Source organism: Streptomyces sp. HUAS TT7 (assembly GCF_051550175.1).
Lineage (GTDB): Bacteria > Actinomycetota > Actinomycetes > Streptomycetales > Streptomycetaceae > Streptomyces.
The window spans coordinates 3,759,320-3,782,074 of the sequence record NZ_CP196175.1 but is presented as its reverse complement, the minus strand read 5'-3'; the positions used below and the strand labels follow the sequence as shown (position 1 = coordinate 3,782,074).

Below are 22,755 nucleotides of genomic sequence, written 5' to 3'. Positions count from 1 at the left end.
GGTCAGCTCATGGGTGGAACGTTGACTATTCGGCACAGTTGGTTCGGTGGTTTTGCAAGTACTGCTTCGGCGTGGAACGCGAAATACATCGGCTGGCTGGGCCGGGCACGCTGTTGGGTGTCTGAAGGTGCGGCCGTGAAGGTTGTGTCTTCGGTTGCCGGCCCCAGTGCACTCCACTGCAAGGTGGGGGTGATGGGTGGCTGGTCGTTGTTTGAGAACTGCACAGTGGACGCGAGCATCTGTGGCCAAGTTTTTAAGGGCGCACGGTGGATGCCTTGGCACCAGGAACCGATGAAGGACGTGGGAGGCCACGATAGTCCCCGGGGAGCCGTCAACCAGGCTTTGATCCGGGGGTTTCCGAATGGGGAAACCCGGCAGTCGTCATGGGCTGTCACCCGTACCTGAACACATAGGGTATGTGGAGGGAACGAGGGGAAGTGAAACATCTCAGTACCCTCAGGAAGAGAAAACAACCGTGATTCCGGGAGTAGTGGCGAGCGAAACCGGATGAGGCCAAACCGTATGCGTGTGATACCCGGCAGGGGTTGCGCATGCGGGGTTGTGGGATCTCTCTTTCACAGTCTGCCGGCTGTGAGGCGAGTCAGAAACCGTTGGTGTAGGCGAAGGACATGCGAAAGGTCCGGCGTAGAGGGTAAGACCCCCGTAGCTGAAACATCAACGGCTCGTTTGAGAGACACCCAAGTAGCACGGGGCCCGAGAAATCCCGTGTGAATCTGGCGGGACCACCCGCTAAGCCTAAATATTCCCTGGTGACCGATAGCGGATAGTACCGTGAGGGAATGGTGAAAAGTACCGCGGGAGCGGAGTGAAATAGTACCTGAAACCGTGTGCCTACAAGCCGTGGGAGCGTCGCGTTGAGTACTTGTACTCAACGTCGTGACTGCGTGCCTTTTGAAGAATGAGCCTGCGAGTTAGCGGTGTGTAGCGAGGTTAACCCGTGTGGGGAAGCCGTAGCGAAAGCGAGTCCGAACAGGGCGTTTGAGTTGCACGCTCTAGACCCGAAGCGGAGTGATCTAGCCATGGGCAGGTTGAAGCGGCTGTAAGAGGTCGTGGAGGACCGAACCCACCAGGGTTGAAAACCTGGGGGATGACCTGTGGTTAGGGGTGAAAGGCCAATCAAACTCCGTGATAGCTGGTTCTCCCCGAAATGCATTTAGGTGCAGCGTCGTGTGTTTCTTGCCGGAGGTAGAGCACTGGATAGGCGATGGGCCCTACCGGGTTACTGACCTTAGCCAAACTCCGAATGCCGGTAAGTGAGAGCGCGGCAGTGAGACTGTGGGGGATAAGCTCCATGGTCGAGAGGGAAACAGCCCAGAGCATCGACTAAGGCCCCTAAGCGTACGCTAAGTGGGAAAGGATGTGGAGTCGCAGAGACAACCAGGAGGTTGGCTTAGAAGCAGCCACCCTTGAAAGAGTGCGTAATAGCTCACTGGTCAAGTGATTCCGCGCCGACAATGTAGCGGGGCTCAAGCGTACCGCCGAAGTCGTGTCAATCCAGCAATAGGGCCAACGCCTGTTGGGTTGGGTAGGGGAGCGTCGTGTGCCGGGTGAAGCTGCAGCGGAAGCTAGTGGTGGACGGTTCACGAGTGAGAATGCAGGCATGAGTAGCGATACACACGTGAGAAACGTGTGCGCCGATTGACTAAGGGTTCCTGGGTCAAGCTGATCTGCCCAGGGTAAGTCGGGACCTAAGGCGAGGCCGACAGGCGTAGTCGATGGACAACCGGTTGATATTCCGGTACCCGCTTTGAAACGCCCAGTATCGAATCAGGCGATGCTAAGCCCGTGAAGCCGTTCCGGACCCTTCGGGGAATGGAAAGTGGTGGAGCCGGTGACCCAGACTTGTAGTAGGTAAGCGATGGGGTGACGCAGGAAGGTAGTCCAGCCCGGGCGGTGGTTGTCCCGGGGTAAGGGTGTAGGCCGTGCGGTAGGCAAATCCGTCGCACGTTGAGGCTGAGACCTGATGCCGAGCCGATTGTGGTGAAGTGGATGATCCTATGCTGTCGAGAAAAGCCTCTAGCGAGTTTCATGGCGGCCCGTACCCTAAACCGACTCAGGTGGTCAGGTAGAGAATACCGAGGCGTTCGGGTGAACTATGGTTAAGGAACTCGGCAAAATGCCCCCGTAACTTCGGGAGAAGGGGGGCCACAACTGGTGATGAGTCTTGCACTCTGAGCTGGGGGTGGCCGCAGAGACCAGCGAGAAGCGACTGTTTACTAAAAACACAGGTCCGTGCGAAGCCGTAAGGCGATGTATACGGACTGACGCCTGCCCGGTGCTGGAACGTTAAGGGGACCGGTTAGTCACATTTCGGTGTGGCGAAGCTGAGAACTTAAGCGCCAGTAAACGGCGGTGGTAACTATAACCATCCTAAGGTAGCGAAATTCCTTGTCGGGTAAGTTCCGACCTGCACGAATGGCGTAACGACTTCTCGACTGTCTCAACCATAGGCCCGGTGAAATTGCACTACGAGTAAAGATGCTCGTTTCGCGCAGCAGGACGGAAAGACCCCGGGACCTTTACTACAGTTTGATATTGGTGTTCGGTTCGGCTTGTGTAGGATAGGTGGGAGACTGTGAAGCCGTGACGCCAGTCATGGTGGAGTCGTCGTTGAAATACCACTCTGGTCGTGCTGGATGTCTAACCTCGGTCCGTGATCCGGATCAGGGACAGTGTCTGATGGGTAGTTTAACTGGGGCGGTTGCCTCCTAAAGAGTAACGGAGGCGCCCAAAGGTTCCCTCAGCCTGGTTGGCAATCAGGTGTTGAGTGTAAGTGCACAAGGGAGCTTGACTGTGAGACCGACGGGTCGAGCAGGGACGAAAGTCGGGACTAGTGATCCGGCGGTGGCTTGTGGAAGCGCCGTCGCTCAACGGATAAAAGGTACCCCGGGGATAACAGGCTGATCTTCCCCAAGAGTCCATATCGACGGGATGGTTTGGCACCTCGATGTCGGCTCGTCGCATCCTGGGGCTGGAGTCGGTCCCAAGGGTTGGGCTGTTCGCCCATTAAAGCGGTACGCGAGCTGGGTTTAGAACGTCGTGAGACAGTTCGGTCCCTATCCGCTGCGCGCGCAGGAATATTGAGAAGGGCTGTCCCTAGTACGAGAGGACCGGGACGGACGAACCTCTGGTGTGCCAGTTGTCCTGCCAAGGGCATGGCTGGTTGGCTACGTTCGGAAAGGATAACCGCTGAAAGCATCTAAGCGGGAAGCCTGCTTCGAGATGAGTGTTCCCACCCACTTGATGGGGTAAGGCTCCCAGTAGACGACTGGGTTGATAGGCCAGATGTGGAAGCCCGGTAACGGGTGGAGCTGACTGGTACTAATAGGCCGAGGGCTTGTCCTCAGTTGCTCGCGTCCACTGTGTTTGTTCTGAAGCAATGAACAGCCGTGAGAACCCCTGGTTTCGGTGGGTTCCGGTGTTCAACTTCATAGTGTTTCGGTGGTCATAGCGTTAGGGAAACGCCCGGTTACATTCCGAACCCGGAAGCTAAGCCTTTCAGCGCCGATGGTACTGCAGGGGGGACCCTGTGGGAGAGTAGGACGCCGCCGAACAAATTTTGGGGAAAGCCCCGCACCAGACTCTTCAGAGTCACGGTGCGGGGCTTTTCTGCGTTTAAGGTCGAGTCATGCGCTACGACCTCATCATCTTCGACAACGACGGCGTGCTCGTCGACAGCGAGCCGATCTCGAACACGATCCTGTCCGGGTATCTCACCGAGCTCGGCCATCCCACCTCGTACGAGGAATCCCTCCGTGACTACATGGGGGCCGCCGTCCATCGCGTACACGATGTGATCCAGGAGCGGACCGGGCAGGTGTTGCCGGCCGACTTCGACGAGACGCTGCACGCTCGGATTTTCGCCGCTTTCGAGCGGGAATTGCAGCCCGTCGCGGGGGTCACGGACGTACTCGGGAAGCTTGTGGCGGACGGGGTGGCGTATTGCGTGGCGTCGTCCGGGACGCATGAGCGGATTCGGGTGGGGCACCGCAGGACCGGGCTCGACGAGTGGTTCGAGGACGAGTGGGTGTTTTCCTCGGAGGACGTCGGGCGGGGCAAGCCGGCGCCGGACCTGTTCCTGCACGCGGCCGAGCGGATGGGCGTGGCGCCCGAGCGGTGTGTCGTCGTCGAGGACAGCCGGCTCGGGGTCCAGGCCGCGCGGGCCGCGGGGATGGATGTGTACGGGTTCACGGCGATGACGCCCGCCGAGCGGCTTGAGGGGGCCAACGGGTACTTCGACGACATGGGGCAGCTGCTCGGATTGCTCGGGTGATCTCTCTACCCAGGAGTAAGTAACGGCCCTAGGCTGTGCCGCCATGACAGACGCACGCCTGCGGCACGGCAGGGCGTCCCTGGCGGTGAGTTTCTTCGCGCAGGGCATGGCTTTTGCCCTCCTGGTGACCCGCATACCCGCGATCCAGGACCGGTACGGGATATCCGACGGACTGCTGCCCGTCTTCCTCGCGGCCGTGCCGATCCTCGCGGGGGCCGGCAGCGTCTGCACCGAGCAGTTGATCAAGCGGATCCGGCCCAGCGTGGTGCTGCGGTTCGCCCAGCCCGCCGTGCTTCTGGCGCTGCTCGGGGCCGGCGCGGGTGACCGGATGTGGCAGGCCGCGCTGTCGCTCGGCGCGTTCGGGCTTTCGGTGGGGGCGCTCGACGCGTCCATGAACATGCTGGGGGTCAGCCTTCAGCGGACGTACGGGCGCAGCATCATGCTCGGGTTCCACGCCTCGTACAGCCTCGGGGGGATCGGGGGTGCCTCGCTCGCCTGGGTGGGGGCGCACTGGCACCTGTCGCTGCTCGTGTCGTATCTGCCGGTCGTGGCCGTGCTGCTGCCGGTGTGTCTGGTCGCGAGCCGGTGGTACGTGGACGGGGAGCCGGCCGGTGCCGCGGTGGAGCGGGCCGAGGGGGCCAAACCCGTCGTCTTCCGGCTGCTGCTGCCGCTGTGCCTCGTGATGAGCTTCGCGTACATCGGGGACTCGACGGTCTCCAACTGGAGTGCCAAGTACCTCCAGGACACGCTGGGCAGCTCCGAGCAGCTGTCGACCGTTCCGTACAACGTCTACATGGTCACCACGCTGCTCGGGCGGGCTGCCGGGGACTTCGGGGTGCGGCGGTTCGGGGCGGTGGCCATGGTGCGGTTCGGGACGGTGCTGGCCGCGGCCGGGTTCGGCGTGGTGGCGGCCGCGCCCGGGGCCTGGGCGGGGATGGCCGGATTTACGCTGCTCGGCTTCGGGCTGTGCGTGATCGTGCCGCAGACGTTCGCCGCGGCCGGACGGCTGTTTCCGGACGCCAGCGACGCGGCGGTCGCCCGGCTCAACATCTTCAACTACGTGGGTTTCCTTGTCGGCTCGCCGCTCGTGGGGGCGCTGGGGGACGCCTGGAGTTACCGCGGGGCGATGCTCGTGCCGATGGTTCTGGTGCTGCTGACGCTGGTGTACGCCCGCTCGTTCGGCTCCGAGGCCGCCCGATACGGTGGCGGGCATGAGCGGCCGCGCACTGTTGATGTGGGATGAAGCTGTCACGCGCTACGACTTCGGGTCGAGCCATCCGATGGACCCGGTACGGCTCGCGCTGACCATGGGTCTGGTGCGGGCGTACGGGCTCGACAAGCAGGTGGACGTGGTTGCCGCGCCGTCGGCCGGGGACTCCACGCTGCGGCTCGTGCACCGGCAGGACTACGTGGACGCCGTGCGGGCCGCGTCGGCGGACCCGGGTGCGGCCGACACCGCGTACGGGCTCGGGACGATGGACGATCCCGCCTTCGCCGGGATGCACGAGGCCTCCGCGCTGATCGCCGGGCAGTCCGTCGCCGCGGCCGAGGCGGTCTGGGCGGGGGAGGCCGCGCACGCGGTCAACTTCGCGGGCGGGCTGCACCATGCGATGCCGGGCGGGGCGGCCGGGTTCTGCATCTACAACGATGCGGCGCTGGCCATCGCGCGGCTGCTGGAGCTCGGCGCCGAGCGGGTCGCCTACGTGGATGTGGACGTGCACCACGGGGACGGGGTGCAGGCGGCGTTCTGGGAGGACCCGCGGGTCCTGACGATCTCGCTGCACGAGCATCCCCGGCTGCTGTTCCCCGGGACCGGGTGGCCGGAGGAGACCGGGGCGGACGGGGCCGGTGAGGGGTCCGCGGTCAATGTCGCGCTGCCGGCGGGGACCGGCGACGAGGGGTGGCTGCGGGCGTTCCACGCGGTGGTGCCCGAGCTGATCGCCGATTTCCGGCCACAGGTCCTTGTCACTCAGCATGGGGCCGATACGCACTTCGAGGATCCGCTGGCTCATCTGGCCGTTTCGCTCGATGCGCAGCGGGCGGTGCAGGCCGCCTGCCACTCGCTGGCGCATGAGTACGTCGAGGGGGCGAAGTGGGTCGCGCTCGGCGGCGGGGGTTATGCGGTGGTGGATGTGGTGCCGCGGTCCTGGACGCATCTGGTGGGGATCGCGGGGCATGCGCCGGTCGATCCCGAGTCGGTGGTTCCGGCGTCCTGGCGGGATGAAGTGTTCGCGCGTACGCGGGAGTTGGGGCCGGGGCGGATGACTGACGGGCGGACCGTGTCGTGGCGGTCCTGGGATGCGGGGTACGACCCTGCGGATCGGCTCGATCAGGCGGTCCTGGCGACTCGGCGGGCGGTGTTCCCGTTGCGGGGGTTGTTGGCGTAGGGGTTCTCTCCCCACCCCGCCCCTTCCCTAGACCCTCCGGGGGTTGGAAGGGGGAAGCCGGGTTCCTGGGGCTCCGCCCCAGACCCCCGTTCGCGCCTAAAGGACGCTCGTCCTCAAACTCCCCCAAGGCCTTAAGGGCCAGGGGGGACCCCCATGACAGGCTGGGTATGCCTGCGTGGGCAGCACGCCAACGGCAACCCAGCCAGCACCAACACTGCCAGGGGCGCGAGGAACTGCGCGACCAGCCACGCACGGGCCGCAGGTGAACCGACTCCCCCGGAGGGTCTCGGGAAGGGGCGGGGTGGGGGAGAGACCCCCGCTCCCGCCCGGCCGCGTTACGCCAACTGTGGGGCTCTGCTTCGAATGTGACCCGCGTCCTACCCCCCTGCGGGAGCATCGACGGGTGTTGAGCATCGGCGCGCTGCGGGCGCATCTTCTGGCGGCCAGGCTGGCCGGGCCTGTGGCCACCTCGCGGGAGGAGAGTCTGCGCAGCTATCGGCTGTTCGCGGCGCGCGATCCCCGGGTCACGCTCGGACTCGACCCCGAATGGGGGTGGGGCGAGCGGGACTTGCTGCGGCTGATGGCGGACAAGTGCGGGGTGAGTGACGACCCGGGCCATGTGAGCGGGCCCGATGTCATTGATCCCGAGCGGACGTTGGCGGGGCTCGACGCCTTCGCGGTGCGGATCGGAGAGGTGGCCTCGCGGCGCGGCGCGGTGCTGCTCGGGACCGGGCATCCGCACCGGCTGCTCGGGTTCTACGCCGCCCTGGCGGACGCTTTGTCGGCGGCGGGGTGCCCTGTTCTCACCCCCGCGCAGGGTAGCTCTGTCGACATAACGACCCGGTTCGGGGTACGTACGTACAACCTTGACTACGTACGAGGAGTCGCGTTGGTGCGGGAACCCGGCGCGCGGGGAGCCGGGAGCGAGACCGGCGCGCACACCCATTCGCCGCTCCCGGTTCGGGTCGCCCTGGGGGCCTCGGCGGGGGGTTCCGGACAGGTTCCCGATCTCGTGATCGGAGATCACGGATGGGTCTGCGGGGCAGGTCAGCTGGGCATTGAGGCCGTCGGGCTCGCCGATACGGACGACCCCGCGCTGTTCGTCGGCGAGGCCGAGGGGCGGGTGGCCGTGGCCGTTCCGCTTGATGACGCTGTGCGGTCTGATTACTACCGGCCGCTTACTCGCTATGTACTCAATCGAGCGTGTCTGTCACAGTAGGCGGCCGATGGCAGCTCCTCTTCCCCACTCGCACCACCCGCCCCTAGTCTGGGGAGTGAGCGCACAGCGACGTTGAGTCACCGGAGGGGAAGCCGGTGCGCGTTGGGTGCGGAAGGTACAGGTGGGTCATGGCTGCAGACCAGAGGCCTCTCAACGAGGTCGTGTTCCTTACCGTGGCGGAAGTCGCCTCGGTGATGCGAGTGTCAAAGATGACCGTGTACCGCTTGGTGCACAGCGGTCATCTGCCCGCGATCCGGGTGGGCAGGTCCTTCCGGGTTCCGGAACAGGCAGTTCAGGAGTACCTCCGCGAGTCCTTTGTGGGGGTGGAGACGGCCTGAGGGGGCTCCGCGCTCCCCTCGGATTACGTCCCTCACTCGGCGGCAGGTAGGCTAGGCCGACGTAGGTCGTGTGGGCCCAGACGCCCCGCACCGAGTGAGAAGAAGTGAGCGAGGGTAGTCGTGGGCTCTGTTATCAAGAAGCGGCGCAAGCGGATGGCCAAGAAGAAGCACCGCAAGCTGCTCAAGCGCACGCGCGTTCAGCGTCGCAACAAGAAGTAAGCGAACGCTGTTCGTGAGATCGCAGCCCTCCCGCCGCATTGTCGGTGGGAGGGCTGTGGCGTACACGGACGCAATTTCTCGGCCATGCGCGCGCACGTGGTCATCGCCGCGCAACATCCAGCCGCTACGGTGGCGCTCAGGGCGTTAGGGACGTACCGAAGGCCGAAGGAAGGCGCTGATCTTGGGGAAGGTCGTGCTCGTCACCGGAGTGGCCCGGCAGCTGGGCGGCCGTCTTGTGCGGCGGATCCAGCGGGATCCCGAGGTCGACCGGGTGATCGGGGTCGATGCGGTCCGGCCGGGGCACCGTCTGGGTGGTGCCGATTTCGTACAGGCGGACATCCGCCAGCCGGCGATAGCGAAGGTGCTCGCCGAGCACGAGGTGGACACCGTCGTGCACATGGATGTGACCGGGACGCCGCTGAGCTCGGGCGGCGGGCGCACCACGGTCAAGGAAACCAATGTCATCGGCACCATGCAGCTGCTCGGCGCCTGTCAGAAGTCGCCGACGGTCAAGCGGCTCGTCGTGAAGTCGAGCACGAGCGTGTACGGGTCCGCGCCGCGCGATCCCGCGGTGTTCACCGAGACCACGCCGCCGAAGTCGCTGCCCAGCGGGGGCTTCGCGAAGGACGCCGTCGAAGTCGAGGGGTATGTGCGCGGCTTCGCTCGGCGCCGGCCCGACGTGGCGGTGTGCGTGCTCCGCTTCGCGAACATCCTGGGGCCGCTCGCCGACTCGCCGCTCGCCGAGTACTTCTCGCTGCCGGTCCTGCCGACGGTGCTCGGCTACGACCCGCGGCTCCAGTTCGTCCACGAGGACGACGTGATCGACGTGCTGCGGATCGCGGCGGGCGACCCGCGCCGAGGGACGCTCAACAGCGGGACCTTCAACATCGCGGGGGAGGGCGTGCTGCTGCTCTCGCAGTGTTCGCGACGGCTCGGGCGGCCCACGGTGCCGGTGCTGCTCCCGGCGGTCCGCTGGGTCGGCACCGCGCTCAGGACGGTCGGGATCACCGATTTCTCGCCGGAGCAGATTCGTTTGCTCACGCATGGCCGGGTGGTCAGCACGGTCCAGATGCGCGAGACACTGGGCTACGAACCCAAGTACACGACCGCCGAGACCTTCGCGGACTTCGCCCGCAGCAGGGGCCCCGGGCTGCTGCCCCCGGACTCGCTGGCCAGGGCCGTGGACCGGGTTGCCGGGCTGCCGTTCGCGCCCTTCCCCGGCGGGGCCCTCGCCGGGGCCACCACCCCTTCGAACGCGGAATGAGGAGCGCACCAACGATGGCGGACGCCAAGGTCATCCCGTTCGACGACGACCGCTCGCGCCAGAGCGCGCAGCGCACCGGCCGCAGGCGCCCGGTCCCGGGCCGCCGCAAGGCCGAGCCCGGGCCGCAGCCGCTCGGCACCCCCACCGCCCCGGTCAGTGCCCTGCCCGGGGCGCAGGAGGCCGTCGAGCAGGCCTCCGGGGCCCGCGCGGCGGACCGGCAGGAGCAGCGCGGCGGCTGGGACCGGCGCATCGCCGGGGGCCTGTCGTTCCTGCGGCGGCGGATCACCGGCGAGTACGACGTCGACGAGTTCGGCTACGACAAGGAGCTCACCGACCAGGTCCTCATGTCGATCCTGCGGCCGTTCTACGACAAGTACTTCCGGGTGGAGGTGAAGGGCGTCGAGAACATCCCGGCCGAGGGCGGGGCGCTGGTCGTCGCCAACCACTCCGGGACGCTGCCGCTGGACGGGCTGATGATGCAGGTCGCCGTCCACGACCACCACCCGGCAGGGCGCCATCTGCGGCTGCTCGCGGCCGACCTGGTGTTCGTGCTGCCGGTCGTCAACGAGCTGGCCCGCAAGGCCGGGCACACGCTGGCCTGCTCGGAGGACGCCCAGGCGCTCCTTGAGCGGGGCGAGGTCGTCGGCGTGATGCCGGAGGGGTTCAAGGGCATCGGCAAGCCGTTCGGCGAGCGGTACAAGCTGCAGCGCTTCGGGCGGGGCGGCTTCGTGTCGACCGCGCTGAAGGCGGGCACGCCCATCGTGCCGTGCTCGATCGTGGGGGCCGAGGAGATCTACCCGATGATCGGGAACTCCAAGACGCTGGCCCGGCTGCTCGGCTTCCCGTACTTCCCGATCACGCCGACGTTCCCGTGGCTGGGGCCTGCGGGCCTGGTGCCGCTGCCGACGAAGTGGACGATCCAGTTCGGCGAGCCGATCCCGACCGACGGGTATCCGCCGGAGGCGGCGGAGGACCCGATGCTGATGTTCAACCTCACCGACCAGGTGCGGGAGCAGATCCAGCACACGCTGTACAAGCTGCTCGTACAGCGGCGGTCCGTGTTCTTCTGAGCCCTTTTGAGGCTCGTACGCGTGGGAGGGGTTTTCCCGGCCCCTCCCACGCGTCTGTACGCGACCTCTACTCCGCCTTGTCCGTGTCGATGCCCAGGCCCGGCAGCAGGCCCGGCAGGAGCGGGGGCAGGGTGACGTCCGGCACCGGGGGCTTGTTGGAGGACTTGCCGGACGGGGCGGGGACGATGCCGCCGCCCGTGCCCGGCTCGAACAGGCCGCCGGTGTTGCCGCCGAGCAGGCCCTCGCTGGAGGGCGAGCCGGAGGGCTGCGGCTTTCCGCCGGTGGCGGGGGCGCTGTGACCGGATCCGGGGGCCGAGGACGGCGTGGCCGGGCGGGCGGTGCCCGAGGTGCTGCCCGGGTGCGAGGAGCTCTGCCGGCCGCGGGTGGTGGAAGACGTCTTGGGCAGCAGCGACTGCAGCGGCCCGACCTCCTGGTCTATGGCGGCGAAGACCGAGCTCACCTTGTTGCCGACGTCGGTCAGCTGGGCGGGCAGCTTGCCGCGGAGCTTGGTCCAGCTGTCGCGGTGGGCCTGGGCGAAGGAGTTCAGGGCGGCCATGGGGCCGATGGAACCGTCCTTCGCATAGGCCTGGTGCAGCAGGCGATGGCCCTCGGAGGCGTCGTGCTCCATACCGCTGAGGGCGCGCCGGACCTCGCCGAGCTGCTCGTGGTCGAGGTCACCCGCGCGGCCCCGCTCCATCAGGCGTCTCGCCTCGGAGAGCCGGGTCGAGGCCTGGTCGAGGTAGAGCTCGCCCCGGCTGGCGTCGTCGTCGGCCATGTTGAGCTTGAGGTCCTCCATGCCGCGTTTCAGCCCGTACAGGGAATCACCGGGAAGGGCGTCGGAGCTGGCAGCGGCCACGCCGCTGAACGCTCCCGCGGCCACACCGATGCTGAGTCCGCCCGCCGCAATGCCCTTGGACCAGCGGGAGCGGGGTCGCAATTTCCGGAGCGACGTCGCCCGGTGGGCGCCGCGGCCGGTCCGCTGCTCGGGCACCTGAGGGTCGGCGGCACCGCCGCCGGCGAACATCCGCTCCATCTCGGCCATGAGCAGCGCCCGCTGCTCGACCTTGACCTGCGGCTCCATCTCCGGTTTCGGCAGTTCGCCGAGCCCACCCGCCAGGGTCAACAGCCTGCCGGTCTCGGCCTGATCGGCCGGACCGGTCTCGGGTGTCTCCTGGTCGGCCGCCGAGGCTTCTTCCAGGGCCTGGGCGAAGGCGTTCGCCCGCCGGTGCGCCGATACGTTCGCGATCACTGGCGGCACCTCCTCTCGTCATCACGGTCGACTCCCCAAGGGGCCTGGAAGGTTGCACGCCTTGAGCACATCCACACGATCGAGTGAGCGGCTGTGGACATGGCGTGACCACAGGGAGCCTTCATCCCGCACAACGACGGACGCGGCACTTGGGTTACGGACGAAGGATGATCGGACCACAGCGTCATCAGGTGCTCACGGACGGCGAGTCGGACCCGCCTGAGGCGGGTCGGCGGGTGGTGTCCGGACGGGCCGGGCGGTCAACGGGCGTCGTCCGGGAGGAGCCGGGCGAGGGTGCGCACGGCCCGGTACTGGAGGGTCTTGATCGCGCCCTCGTTCTTGCCCATGACGCGGGCGGTCTCGGCGACCGAGAGGCCCTGGAGGAAGCGCAGGGTGACGCACTCCTGCTGTTGCGGATTGAGCTTGCGTACGGCTTCGAGCAGGGCGGCGTTGGAGAGCGACTCCAGGACGGAGTCCTCGGGGGAGCGCTCGACCTCGTTGGCGTCGAGCATTTCGCCGGTGGTCACTTCGAGCCGGAAACGGCTCGACTTGAAGTGGTCGGCGACCAGGTTGCGCGCGATCGTGACCAGCCAGGCGCCGAAGTCGCGGCCCTGCCAGGTGAAGGTGGAGATCCGGCGCAGGGCGCGCAGGAACGTCTCGCTGGTGAGGTCCTCGGCCGTCGCCTTGCCGCCGACGCGGTAGTAGATGTAGCGGTAGACGGTGTCGCTGTACTGGTCGTAGAGCCGTCCGAAGGCGTCGGCCTCGCCCGCTTGGGCGCGCTCGACGAGGTCCATCATGCGGGCGCTGTCGCTGTCGGCGGTGGGCCGGCGCGCGGTGGGCGTCGCGGACGTGCCCGTGCTGCGGCCGCCGCTCCGTCTACCGACTGCGGCACCACCGTCGGCCAGGGCATAGCAGGGCCCGACGGGTGTTGCGGTGGCGAAGGCAGGGGCGCCGGCGTACGCGGTGGGGACGAATACGCGCAGGCGGTCGACGACCGCCCCGCGCAGCGTAGCCAGGCCCGAGGCGTCAACCCCGACGTGTGGGTACACGGGACTCCCAGAGGCAGAGCTTCCATCACGTGCAGTGCGGAACTGTTCACCCATCGTGGCGATGTGCGGGTTCCGGATTGCGTCTGAGGAGAATAACGCTTCGTGCAGGGAGCGCTACACCCAGTTGCTCAAATCGTCGATTCCGTCGCTTCTGTTACGTCTATGCGTCTGTTCAAGTCGCACATAGTGACCGGAAGTTGATCGGAATGCTTTCGGATTTGTCCGTGCCGGGGATCTGTTGTGCCCGGGTGTGGGCAACGGGGCTGGCGAGCCAAGGGGGATGGGGACGAAACCCCCGCAATCGAATATTCCGGCGGCTGACGCCGCGGGCGGCCGCCGGAGACGCCCGTTGACTGCGGACAGTGGCCGACTAGCGGCGGCGGCGGTGCAGGGCGACGGCCGCGGCCGTGCCGCCCGCCAGTGCGCCGACCCCGGCCGCGGCCGGGATGCCGACCTTCGCGGCCTTGCGCCCGGTGCGGTAGTCGCGCAGCCGCCACTCGCGCTCGCGGGCGTGTTTGCGGAGTTTGGCGTCCGGGTTGATGGCGTAGGGGTGGCCGACGAGCGAGAGCATCGGGATGTCGTTGTGCGAGTCGCTGTACGCGGCGCAGCGGGTCAGGTCGAGTCCCTCGGCGGCGGCGAGCGCCCGGACGGCCTCGGCCTTGGCGGGCCCGTGCAGGGGCTCGCCCACCAGGCGTCCCGTATAGACGCCGTCCACCGACTCGGCGACCGTGCCGAGCGCGCCGGTCAGGCCCAGGCGCCGGGCGATGATCGTGGCGGTCTCGACCGGGGCGGCCGTCACCAGCCAGACCTTCTGGCCCGCGTCCAGGTGGGCCTGGGCGAGCGCGCGGGTGCCGGGCCAGATGCGCTCGGCCATGTACTCGTCGTAGATCTCCTCGCCGATGGACATCAGCTCGGAGACGCGGTGGCCCTTGACGATGGACAGCGCGCTGTCGCGGGCGTCCTGCATGTGCTCGGGGTCCTCGACGCCGACGAGCCGGAACCAGGCCTGCTGCCAGGCGAAGCGCGCCAGCTCGCGGCGCTGGAAGAACTTCCTCTTGTACAGACCCCGGCCGAAGTGGAAGAGGGCGGCGCCCTGCATCACGGTGTTGTCGAGGTCGAAGAAGGCGGCGGCGAGATCGTCCCCGACGACGGGGAACTCGGGCTCCGACGGTGTCTCGTCGGCCTTGGCCTGCGCCAGCTCTGCCAGTTCCTGCGAGGACTTGCGGGCTGCCTCGGCTGCGGCCTCGCCGGCCAGCACGCTGCGTGCTGTCGCCGAGCGCCTACGAGGGGTGAGCCATCCCAGTGCGGCCATGCCGTGAGCATAGCCAGTCTGTTCGGAACTTCCCGACTCGCCAGGGAGCGATGGCGTGAACTCTCCGCGGCCGTCGTGTTAAGCGGACGATCCGGGCTTATGGGTCCACAGGGCGGGTCGGGGGTTGGAGAATGGGAGCCATGAGTCCCTTGCTGCGACGTACGAAGAAGCCGGGCGGGAACCCTGCCGACCGGGTGGTCACGCTGATCGGGAAGCCCGGTTGCCACCTCTGCGACGACGCCCAGGAGGTGATCGAGGCCGTGTGTGCCGAGACGGGTGCGGCCTGGGAGAAGAAGGACATCACCCAGGACGAGGCGCTGTACAAGGAGTACTGGGAGCAGATTCCGGTCGTGCTGGTCGACGGCGAGCAGCACACCTTCTGGCGCGTGGATCCCGTACGCCTCAGAGGCGCACTGACCGGTTGAACGCTGCGCTCCGGGCCGTGGGCGGTTGAACAGCCAAATGATGGGGTTCGCGATAGTTGCGGTTACCATCGTGGTCGTTTTGCTGTGGTTCGGGGGTATCGCTGTGAGGAGTGTGTGCGGCTTTGCCCCCTTCGGGTCCTGAACGGACCGAACCCGTCTGTGGTTCCGCGATTCCCTCCTCGGGTCGCGTGAGCCCGGTCACTTTGCTCGGACAAAGCGGACACCATCTTTGTGCACGCGTTCACAAAGACATAGCCTGCATCCGACGGGGCGGCCCTGGGACATGTGGCCGCCTGCAGCCCCGCTCATCCCGCAGGAGCACCGTGGCAACTGGCCGAACTCACCGACCGGCGACCCGAAGCCGAGGAATCCCCGAGGCCACCGTCGCCAGGCTTCCGCTGTATCTGCGTGCGCTCACCGGACTTTCGGAGCGCTCCGTGCCGACGGTCTCCTCGGAGGAGCTCGCGGCCGCCGCGGGGGTCAACTCCGCGAAGCTGCGCAAGGACTTCTCGTACCTGGGCTCGTACGGCACCCGCGGTGTCGGGTACGACGTCGAGTATCTCGTCTACCAGATCTCCCGGGAACTGGGCCTGACCCAGGACTGGCCGGTTGTCATCGTCGGTATCGGTAACCTCGGCGCCGCCCTCGCCAACTACGGCGGCTTCGCCTCGCGCGGTTTCCGGGTCGCGGCGCTGATAGACGCCGACCCCGCTATGGCCGGAAAGCCGGTGGCCGGGATGCCGGTGCAGCACACCGACGACCTGGAGAAGATCATCAGCGAGAACGGGGTCTCGATCGGGGTCATCGCGACCCCGGCGGGCGCCGCTCAGCAGGTCTGCGACCGTCTCGTCGCGGCCGGGGTGACCTCCATCCTCAACTTCGCGCCGACCGTGCTCTCGGTGCCCGAGGGCGTCGACGTGCGCAAGGTCGACCTCTCCATCGAGCTGCAGATCCTCGCCTTCCACGAGCAGCGCAAGGCCGGCGAGGAAGCCGCCGTCACCGAGGCCGCGGCCGCCGTGGTGCCGCCGGTGCGCGCCGCGGGCAATGGCCGGAAGGGACCGGACGGGGACATGCCCGCCGTGATGCCGGCATGAGCCTCCTGGTCGTCGGCCTCAGCCACCGCAGCGCCCCCGTCAGCGCCCTGGAGCGGGCCTCCCTCTCCGCGGACGCGCAGGCCAAGCTGCTCCACGACACCCTCGCCGCCGAGCCCGCCGCCGAGGCCGCGGTGCTCGCCACCTGCAACCGCATCGAGCTGTACGCGGACGTGGACAAGTTCCACGCGGGTGTCGCCGAGCTCTCCACGCTGCTCGCCCAGCACAGCGGCGTCGGCCTCGAAGAGCTCACCCCTTATCTGTATGTGCACTACGAGGACCGGGCCGTCCACCACCTCTTCTCGGTGGCCTGCGGGCTCGACTCCATGGTCGTCGGCGAGGGGCAGATCCTCGGGCAGATCAAGGACACCCTCGCGCTCGGGCAGGAACTGCACACCGCCGGGCGGCTGTTGAACGACCTGTTCCAGCAGGCGCTGCGGGTCGGCAAGCGCGCCCACAGCGAGACCGGGATCGACCGGGCCGGGCAGTCGCTCGTCACCTTCGGCCTGGAGCAGCTCGCCGCCGGGGCGTCCGTCGAGGACTGGGCCAAGGGCAAGCGGGCGCTGGTCATCGGCGCCGGTTCGATGTCCTCGCTCGCCGCGGCGACGCTGGCCCGCACCGGCGTCGACGAGATCGTGGTCGCCAACCGGACGCACGCCCGCGCCGAGCGGCTCGTCGAGATCCTCGGCGAGGCGGGCACGGCCGCGCGCGCCGTCGCGATGGCCGATGTCGCACGGGAACTGACACGAGTCGACGTGGCCGTGTCCTGCACCGGGGCAACGGGTCTGGTGCTGACCGGCGAGGCCGTCGCCACCGCGCTCGGCCTGCCGCCGCTGGCCCCGGCCGCCGACCCCGCCACGGTGGCCCGCCTTTCGGCCGCCGACCGCGCCGCTCTCGCCGAGGTCGCCGCCGCCGGGCGCGCGGGCCTCCTCGCGGACGGTACGGAGCCGGACGATGTCGCGCATCAGGCCGAAGCCGTACGTTCCGAGGCCCCCGCGCCCGACGCCGCGGGCTGCCCGGTGGACCTGGCCGCCCTCGCCGACGCGGGCATCACCTTCGCCGGGCCCGGCGTGGACGCCCTGAACGCGGCCCCGGCCGTCGACGTCAACTCCCTTGAACTGCACGGCAGTTGGGCCGAGCGGGCGGAGCGGCCGCAGGCCGGCGCCGGGCGCGGTGTTCCCGTACCGGCCGGGCCCGTGAAGCTGGCGCTGCTCGACCTCGCCATGCCGCGCGACATCGACGCCGCCGTGCACCGCATCCCCGGGGTGCGGCTCGTCGACATCGAGTCGCTCGCCGAAGCCTCGGCCGACGCGCCGATGGCCGCCGATGTGGACCAGGTGCGCTCGATCGTCTCCGACGAGGTGGCCGCGTTCGGCGCCGCCCAGCGGGCCGCGCACATCACGCCGACCGTCGTGGCGCTGCGCGCCATGGCCGCCGAGGTCGTGGCCGGCGAGGTCGCGCGCCTGGAGGGCCGGCTCCCGGACCTCGACGACAAGCAGCGCTCCGAGGTCACCCAGACCGTGCGCCGCGTTGTCGACAAGCTTCTGCACGCACCGACCGTGCGGATCAAGCAGCTTGCCGCCGAGCCCGGTGGCGCCGGGTACGCGGACGCGCTGCGCACTCTCTTCGACCTCGACCCGGAGACGGTGGCCGCCGTCTCCCGGGCCGATCTGAACGACGCCGATGTCAAGAACCGAGGGCGGTCATGACCGAGAAAGCACTGAGACTCGGGACCAGGCGCAGCAAGCTCGCCATGGCCCAGTCCGGCCATGTGGCCGACGCCGTACGGCAGTTGACCGGGCGTCCCGTCGAGCTGGTGGAGATCACCACGTACGGCGACACCTCGCGTGAGCACCTCGCGCAGATCGGCGGCACCGGTGTGTTCGTCGTGGCGCTGCGCGACGCGCTGCTGCGCGGCGAGGTCGACTTCGCGGTGCACTCCCTCAAGGACCTGCCCACCGCCCAGCACCCCGACCTGGTGCTCGCCGCCGTGCCGGTGCGCGAGGACCCGCGCGACGTGCTGGTCGCCCGCGACGGTCTGACCTTCGACGAGCTTCCGGACGGCGCCCGCATCGGCACCGGTTCGCCGCGGCGGATGGCGCAGCTCAACGCGTACGCCCGCAGCCACGGCCGCACCATCGAGTGCGTGCCGATCCGCGGCAACATCGACACCCGCGTCGGTTACGTCACCAAGGGCGAGCTCGACGCGGTGGTCCTGGCCGCCGCCGGGCTCAACCGCATCGGACGCGCCGACGTCGTGACCGAGTTCCTCTCGGTCGACACCGTTTTGCCCGCCCCCGGCCAGGGGGCCCTGGCGATCGAGTGCACGGCGGCCAACGCCGACCTCGCCGCCGCGCTCGCCGAGCTCGACGACCCGTTGACGCGGGCCGCCGTGACCGCCGAGCGGTCCCTGCTCGCCGCCCTGGAGGCCGGCTGCAGCGCACCTGTGGGTGCGTTGGCCGACCTTCTGGCCGACGGGCAGATTGTTCATGAGATGCGCCTGCGCGGAGTGGTCGGTACCACCGACGGTTCTTCGCTGGTGCAGCTGTCCACCACCGGTCCCGTACCCACGTCGCACGACGAAGCGATGGCCCTCGGACGCGAACTCGCGGACGAGATGCTCGCCAAGGGTGCGGCCGGTCTTATGGGGGAGCGAGCACTTTGAGCCCCACCACCAACCCCACCGCCGCCGGAAACGTCACCTTCCTCGGTGCCGGTCCCGGAGACCCCGGACTTCTGACGCTGCGCGCCGTGGAGGCGCTGGCGTCGGCCGACGTCCTGATCGCCGAGCCCGCTGTGCTCGACGTTGTTCGCGCGCATGCGCGGGCAGGTGTGGACACACCTCAGCTGACGGTAGTGGACGAGGCGTCAACTACCGCCGGTATCCCGGTGTTGCGGGACGCCGCCAATCTTGTCATGGAGGCCGCGCGCTCCGGCAGGCGGGTCGTCCGTGCGGTCTCCGGCGACCCGGGCCTGGACGGCGACGCGGCCGGCGAGATGCTGGCCTGCGCCTCCGAGGGCATCCCCTTCGAGGTGGTGCCGGGCGTGGCCGCCGCGGTCGGCGTGCCCGCGTACGCCGGTGTCCCGCTGAGCGGCGCCGGCGGCGCCGACGTCCGCTTCGTCGACGCCCGTACCGCCTCCGAGCGGTGCTGGGCCGAGGTCGGCGCGAGCGACGGCACGGTGGTGGTGTCGACGACCCTGGAGACCGTCGCGGCCGCGGCCGGCGAGCTGGTCTCCGCGGGCCGCAAGCCCGACACCCCGATGACCGTGACGATCGCGGGCACCACCACGCGCCAGCGGACCTGGTCCGCGACGCTCGGCTCGGTCGCCCAGGTGCTCAAGCAGGCGAAGGTGCTGCCCTCGCCGGACGGGCACCAGGCCGTCATAGCCGTGGTCGGCGAGCGAAGTGCCCCTGCTCAGCGCGACCAGCTGTCGTGGTTCGAGTCCAAGCCGCTGTTCGGCTGGCGCGTACTCGTCCCGCGTACGAAGGAGCAGGCCGCCTCGCTCTCCGACCAGTTGAGGTCCTACGGTGCGGTGCCGCACGAGGTGCCGACGATCGCGGTCGAGCCTCCCCGGACGCCGCAGCAGATGGAACGCGCGGTCAAGGGCCTGGTGACGGGCCGGTACGAGTGGATCGCGTTCACCTCGGTCAACGCGGTGAAGGCGGTGCGCGAGAAGTTCGAGGAGTACGGTCTCGACGCTCGGGCCTTCGCGGGGATCAAGGTCGCCGCGGTGGGCGAGCAGACCGCGGCCTCGCTCGTGGAGTTCGGCGTGAAGCCGGACCTGGTACCGAGCGGCGAGCAGTCGGCCGCCGGCCTCCTTGAGGACTGGCCGCCCTACGACCCGGTCTTCGACCCGATCGACCGCGTCTTCCTGCCGCGTGCCGACATCGCCACCGAGACGCTGGTGGCGGGCCTGATCGAGCTCGGCTGGGAGGTCGACGACGTCACGGCGTACCGGACCGTGCGCGCGTCGCCGCCGCCGGCGGACACGCGCGAGGCGATCAAGGGGGGCGGGTTCGATGCGGTCCTTTTCACTTCGTCTTCGACTGTCCGGAACCTTGTCGGCATCGCCGGTAAGCCGCACAACGTGACCGTCATCGCGTGTATCGGCCCTGCTACGGCCAAGACGGCGGAGGAGCACGGGCTGCGGGTGGATGTGATGGCTCCGGAGCCGTCGGTCCACAAGCTGGCGCAGGCCCTTGCGGACTTCGGCGCGGCCCGTCGTGACGCGGCGGTGTCCGCGGGCGAGCACGTGACCCGGCCGAGCGAGCGCCGGCCGGGGGCGCGGCGCCGCCGCACGACGTAGCACGGTGCGCGGGGGCGGAGCCCCGGCTCCCCCAGGGGTGCTGGGGCTCCGCCCCAGACCCCGTTGGCCCCTCCCCGCCCCTTCCCTAAACCCTCCGGGGGTGGGGGCGCTGTGTGGACGGACTTCGGCTGCGGACTGTAGGTGGCTGGTCGCGCAGTTCCCCGCGCCCCTGGCAGGGTCGGGTACGGGCACCTCTAGCCCGTCCGGCGTTTGAGGACGAGCGCCCTTAAGGCGCGAACGGGGTCTGGGGCGGAGCCCCAGGAGAGCAGCTCAGCCACCCACACCCCCCGGAGGCCACGCGGCGGAGCCGCAGAGTGTCACAGCGGGAAGGGGTGGGGTGGGGAAAGTCCCCCTCCCCGGCGGCGTAGCGTGTACCGCATGACTGTGTACGGATCCTTCCCCGGGGCCCGGCCCCGTCGGCTGCGCACCACCCCCACCATGCGCCGCATGGTCGCCGAGACCCGCCTGCACCCCGCCGACCTCATCCTCCCCGCGTTCGTGCGGGAGGGCGTCGCCGAGCCCGTTCCGATCCAGGCCATGCCGGGCGTCGTGCAGCACTCCCTCGACACGCTGCGCAAGGCCGCTGTGGAGGCCGTCTCCGCCGGGGTCTCCGGGATCATGCTCTTCGGGGTGCCGGAGGACGAGAAGAAGGACGCCGCCGGAACGGCCGGGACCGACCCGGACGGGATCCTCCAGGTCGCCATCCGCGCCGTGAAGGAAGAAGTCGGTGACGACCTCGTCATCATGTCCGACCTCTGCCTCGACGAGTACACCGACCACGGACACTGCGGCGTGCTCGACGAGCACGGGCGCGTGGACAACGACGCCACCCTTGAGCGCTACGCCGAGATGGCCCAGGTCCAGGCCGACGCCGGAGTCCACGTCGTCGGGCCCTCCGGGATGATGGACGGCCAAGTCGGCGTCATCCGGGACGCGTTGGACCAGACCGGCCACGAAGACGTCTCCATCCTGGCCTACACCGCCAAGTACTCCTCCGCCTTCTACGGGCCCTTCCGCGAGGCCGTCGGCTCCTCCCTGCGCGGGGACCGCAAGACCTACCAGCAGGACCCCGCCAACACCCGTGAATCCATGCGGGAGTTGGCGCTCGACCTCGACGAGGGCGCCGACATGGTCATGGTCAAGCCGGCCGGGCCCTACCTCGACATCCTCGCCAAGGTCGCCGAGTCGGTGGACGTGCCGGTCGCCGCGTACCAGATCAGCGGCGAGTACGCGATGATCGAGGCCGCCGCCGAGAAGGGCTGGATCGACCGCGACCGCGCGATCCTGGAAACCCTGACCGGCATCAAGCGCGCCGGCGCCCACATGATCCTCACGTACTGGGCGACCGAGGTGGCCAAGGGCCTGTAGCCCCGCGAGGCTCCCAAGTCCCTTTACTGCTGGTGCAGTTGGCGGGCCGTGGTCAGCGCGCCCAGCACCAGCGGCATGGACTCCCTGGAGGCGGCCACGTACACCCGTGTGCCGCCGTCCCGGCACTCCAGGACCAGGCAGTTGTCGCCCAGGTTCAGATCGTCGGGGTCCGTCCGGTACGGCGGGCGGACCCTCAGCGGCTCCAGCGTGGCCGGTACGGCCTTGGGGTGGAGGCGGTAGTTCGGGTCGGGGATGATCGACAGGCGGGTGGCCTCGGCCACCAGGTAGCCGCCGCCCAGAACGCCCCCGTACGGGACGTCGCCCCGCACGATGCCGGAGAGGACGACCTCCTCGTCCGGGACGACCGGCGTGATCGTGATCGTGTCCGTTGTCTTGCATGCGTTCGCGCGGTGGAGCCCCACGGCGACGATCGCGCACCCAGCCGCGACGACCGCCCCCACCACCCCGTACGCCAGCAGCGCCGCCCGCCACCCGTGGACGAACCACGGGAGCAGGCCGCCCGCCAGGCCGAGGGTGGCCGTGCCCATGATCAGGACCCCCGGCTGCCACGGGTACCGGAGCCGGGTCGTGGCGTAACTCCGGGCCCACCAGAGGCCGATCAGGATCAGGCCCAGGCCGGCCGAGCCCAGGGCCAGACCCCAGGCCAGGAACAGCCGGTACGCGCCGCGCGGGTCGGCGGCCGTGTACCAGCGGGCGTCCGCCCAGTCGACGTACCGGACCGAGCCCTCCCAGTACGTGACGCCGATCCGCTTCCCGGCCAGCCCGTCGAACGTGTACCGCTGATCTCCCTTGAAGTAGAGGGTGGGTGTGTTGCCCTCGGCGGTCTTCACGTACATCCAGTGGGAGGGCGTCTTGCCGCTCCTCTCCCTCGTGCGCTCGATCACTGCTGGTACGGAGTGCAGGCAGTCGGTGGCGGACGTTCCGGGTGCACAGTCCTTGGCCGCCCGGAACGCCCGCTCCGTGTCGAGGCGTTCCGGCATCGGCACGAGCAGCAGCCAGACCATCACCAGGAGCAGGGCGGTACCGATGGCCGTCGCGCTGATGACCACCGCGCGGTTCTTGGGCAGCGAGAGTGCGGCCGGGGCGGCCTCTGCCCGTCTTTCGTTCATGCGCTCATGATGCTCCTTGGATGATCGATCAT

18 protein-coding genes and 2 rRNA genes are annotated in these 22,755 nt (G+C 68.6%); 16 read left to right on the top strand and 4 right to left on the bottom strand.

Annotated elements, in window-relative coordinates; all coding sequences use genetic code 11:
* The first annotated feature begins 243 nt into the window (after positions 1-243).
* The 10 genes from ACSHXC_RS16975 (at position 244) to ACSHXC_RS16930 (ending at position 10,791) form a co-directional block, all read left to right on the top strand.
* Positions 244-3,366: ribosomal RNA gene (locus ACSHXC_RS16975) — 23S ribosomal RNA — on the top strand.
* A gap of 92 nt (positions 3,367-3,458) precedes the next feature.
* Positions 3,459-3,575, top strand: a 5S ribosomal RNA gene (rrf, locus tag ACSHXC_RS16970).
* 74 nt (positions 3,576-3,649) lie between these two features.
* Positions 3,650-4,294, top strand: coding sequence for an HAD family hydrolase (locus ACSHXC_RS16965; RefSeq protein WP_438292399.1), 645 nt, complete (start codon positions 3,650-3,652; stop codon positions 4,292-4,294).
* Between the two features lie 43 nt (positions 4,295-4,337).
* Positions 4,338-5,537: an MFS transporter gene (locus tag ACSHXC_RS16960; RefSeq protein ID WP_438292398.1), complete on the top strand. Its 1,200-nt coding sequence runs from the start codon at positions 4,338-4,340 to the stop codon at positions 5,535-5,537.
* The gene (locus ACSHXC_RS16955; protein ID WP_438292397.1) at positions 5,506-6,681 is read left to right on the top strand and encodes an acetoin utilization protein AcuC; all 1,176 of its coding nucleotides are present in this window, start codon (positions 5,506-5,508) and stop codon (positions 6,679-6,681) included. The genes ACSHXC_RS16960 and ACSHXC_RS16955 overlap by 32 nt, the downstream gene beginning before the upstream one ends.
* 403 nt (positions 6,682-7,084) lie before the next feature.
* Positions 7,085-7,900, top strand: coding sequence for a phosphatase (locus ACSHXC_RS16950; protein ID WP_438292396.1), 816 nt, complete (start codon positions 7,085-7,087; stop codon positions 7,898-7,900).
* A gap of 128 nt (positions 7,901-8,028) precedes the next feature.
* A complete protein-coding gene (locus ACSHXC_RS16945) occupies positions 8,029-8,238 on the top strand; it encodes a helix-turn-helix domain-containing protein (protein ID WP_159047648.1) in 210 nt (69 codons plus the stop codon).
* A 120-nt stretch (positions 8,239-8,358) separates the two neighbouring features.
* Positions 8,359-8,457, top strand: coding sequence for a 30S ribosomal protein bS22 (locus ACSHXC_RS16940; RefSeq protein ID WP_003948845.1), 99 nt, complete (start codon positions 8,359-8,361; stop codon positions 8,455-8,457).
* Between the two features lie 181 nt (positions 8,458-8,638).
* Positions 8,639-9,721, top strand: coding sequence for an NAD-dependent epimerase/dehydratase family protein (locus tag ACSHXC_RS16935; protein ID WP_438292395.1), 1,083 nt, complete (start codon positions 8,639-8,641; stop codon positions 9,719-9,721).
* Positions 9,722-9,735: 14 nt separating this feature from the next.
* Entirely contained in the window at positions 9,736-10,791 is a 1,056-nt protein-coding gene (locus ACSHXC_RS16930) for a lysophospholipid acyltransferase family protein (RefSeq protein ID WP_438292394.1), read from the top strand.
* Positions 10,792-10,858: 67 nt separating this feature from the next.
* On the opposite strand, the gene ACSHXC_RS16925 is transcribed toward ACSHXC_RS16930, so the two are convergent.
* From ACSHXC_RS16925 to ACSHXC_RS16915, 3 genes are all read right to left on the bottom strand, one after another.
* A complete protein-coding gene (locus tag ACSHXC_RS16925; RefSeq protein ID WP_438292393.1) occupies positions 10,859-12,040 on the bottom strand; it encodes a DUF5667 domain-containing protein in 1,182 nt (393 codons plus the stop codon).
* A gap of 260 nt (positions 12,041-12,300) precedes the next feature.
* Positions 12,301-13,089, bottom strand: coding sequence for an ECF subfamily RNA polymerase sigma factor, BldN family (locus ACSHXC_RS16920; protein ID WP_053724590.1), 789 nt, complete (start codon positions 13,087-13,089; stop codon positions 12,301-12,303).
* A gap of 370 nt (positions 13,090-13,459) precedes the next feature.
* Positions 13,460-14,401: an HAD family hydrolase gene (locus ACSHXC_RS16915; RefSeq protein ID WP_438292392.1), complete on the bottom strand. Its 942-nt coding sequence runs from the start codon at positions 14,399-14,401 to the stop codon at positions 13,460-13,462.
* 140 nt (positions 14,402-14,541) lie between these two features.
* Between ACSHXC_RS16915 and ACSHXC_RS16910 the strand changes: the two genes are divergently transcribed.
* From ACSHXC_RS16910 to hemB, 6 genes are all read left to right on the top strand, one after another.
* Positions 14,542-14,826 (top strand): glutaredoxin family protein, encoded by a 285-nt coding sequence (locus ACSHXC_RS16910; RefSeq protein ID WP_053724588.1) that lies wholly within the window; start codon positions 14,542-14,544, stop codon positions 14,824-14,826.
* A gap of 323 nt (positions 14,827-15,149) precedes the next feature.
* Positions 15,150-15,920, top strand: coding sequence for a redox-sensing transcriptional repressor Rex (locus tag ACSHXC_RS16905; protein ID WP_438292391.1), 771 nt, complete (start codon positions 15,150-15,152; stop codon positions 15,918-15,920).
* The gene (locus tag ACSHXC_RS16900) at positions 15,917-17,626 is read left to right on the top strand and encodes a glutamyl-tRNA reductase (RefSeq protein ID WP_438292390.1); all 1,710 of its coding nucleotides are present in this window, start codon (positions 15,917-15,919) and stop codon (positions 17,624-17,626) included. The genes ACSHXC_RS16905 and ACSHXC_RS16900 overlap by 4 nt, the downstream gene beginning before the upstream one ends.
* Positions 17,623-18,582, top strand: a complete 960-nt coding sequence (gene hemC / locus ACSHXC_RS16895) for a hydroxymethylbilane synthase (RefSeq protein WP_438292389.1) — start codon at positions 17,623-17,625, stop codon at positions 18,580-18,582. The genes ACSHXC_RS16900 and hemC overlap by 4 nt, the downstream gene beginning before the upstream one ends.
* A complete protein-coding gene (locus tag ACSHXC_RS16890) occupies positions 18,579-20,225 on the top strand; it encodes a uroporphyrinogen-III synthase (protein ID WP_386009048.1) in 1,647 nt (548 codons plus the stop codon). Before hemC ends, ACSHXC_RS16890 begins: the two co-directional genes overlap by 4 nt.
* A 378-nt stretch (positions 20,226-20,603) precedes the next feature.
* Positions 20,604-21,593 (top strand): porphobilinogen synthase, encoded by a 990-nt coding sequence (gene hemB, locus ACSHXC_RS16885; RefSeq protein WP_438292388.1) that lies wholly within the window; start codon positions 20,604-20,606, stop codon positions 21,591-21,593.
* Positions 21,594-21,616: 23 nt separating this feature from the next.
* On the opposite strand, the gene ACSHXC_RS16880 is transcribed toward hemB, so the two are convergent.
* Complete coding sequence (locus tag ACSHXC_RS16880) at positions 21,617-22,723, bottom strand: hypothetical protein (protein WP_438292387.1); 1,107 nt, start codon at positions 22,721-22,723, stop codon at positions 21,617-21,619.
* Between the last annotated feature and the right edge of the window lie 32 nt (positions 22,724-22,755).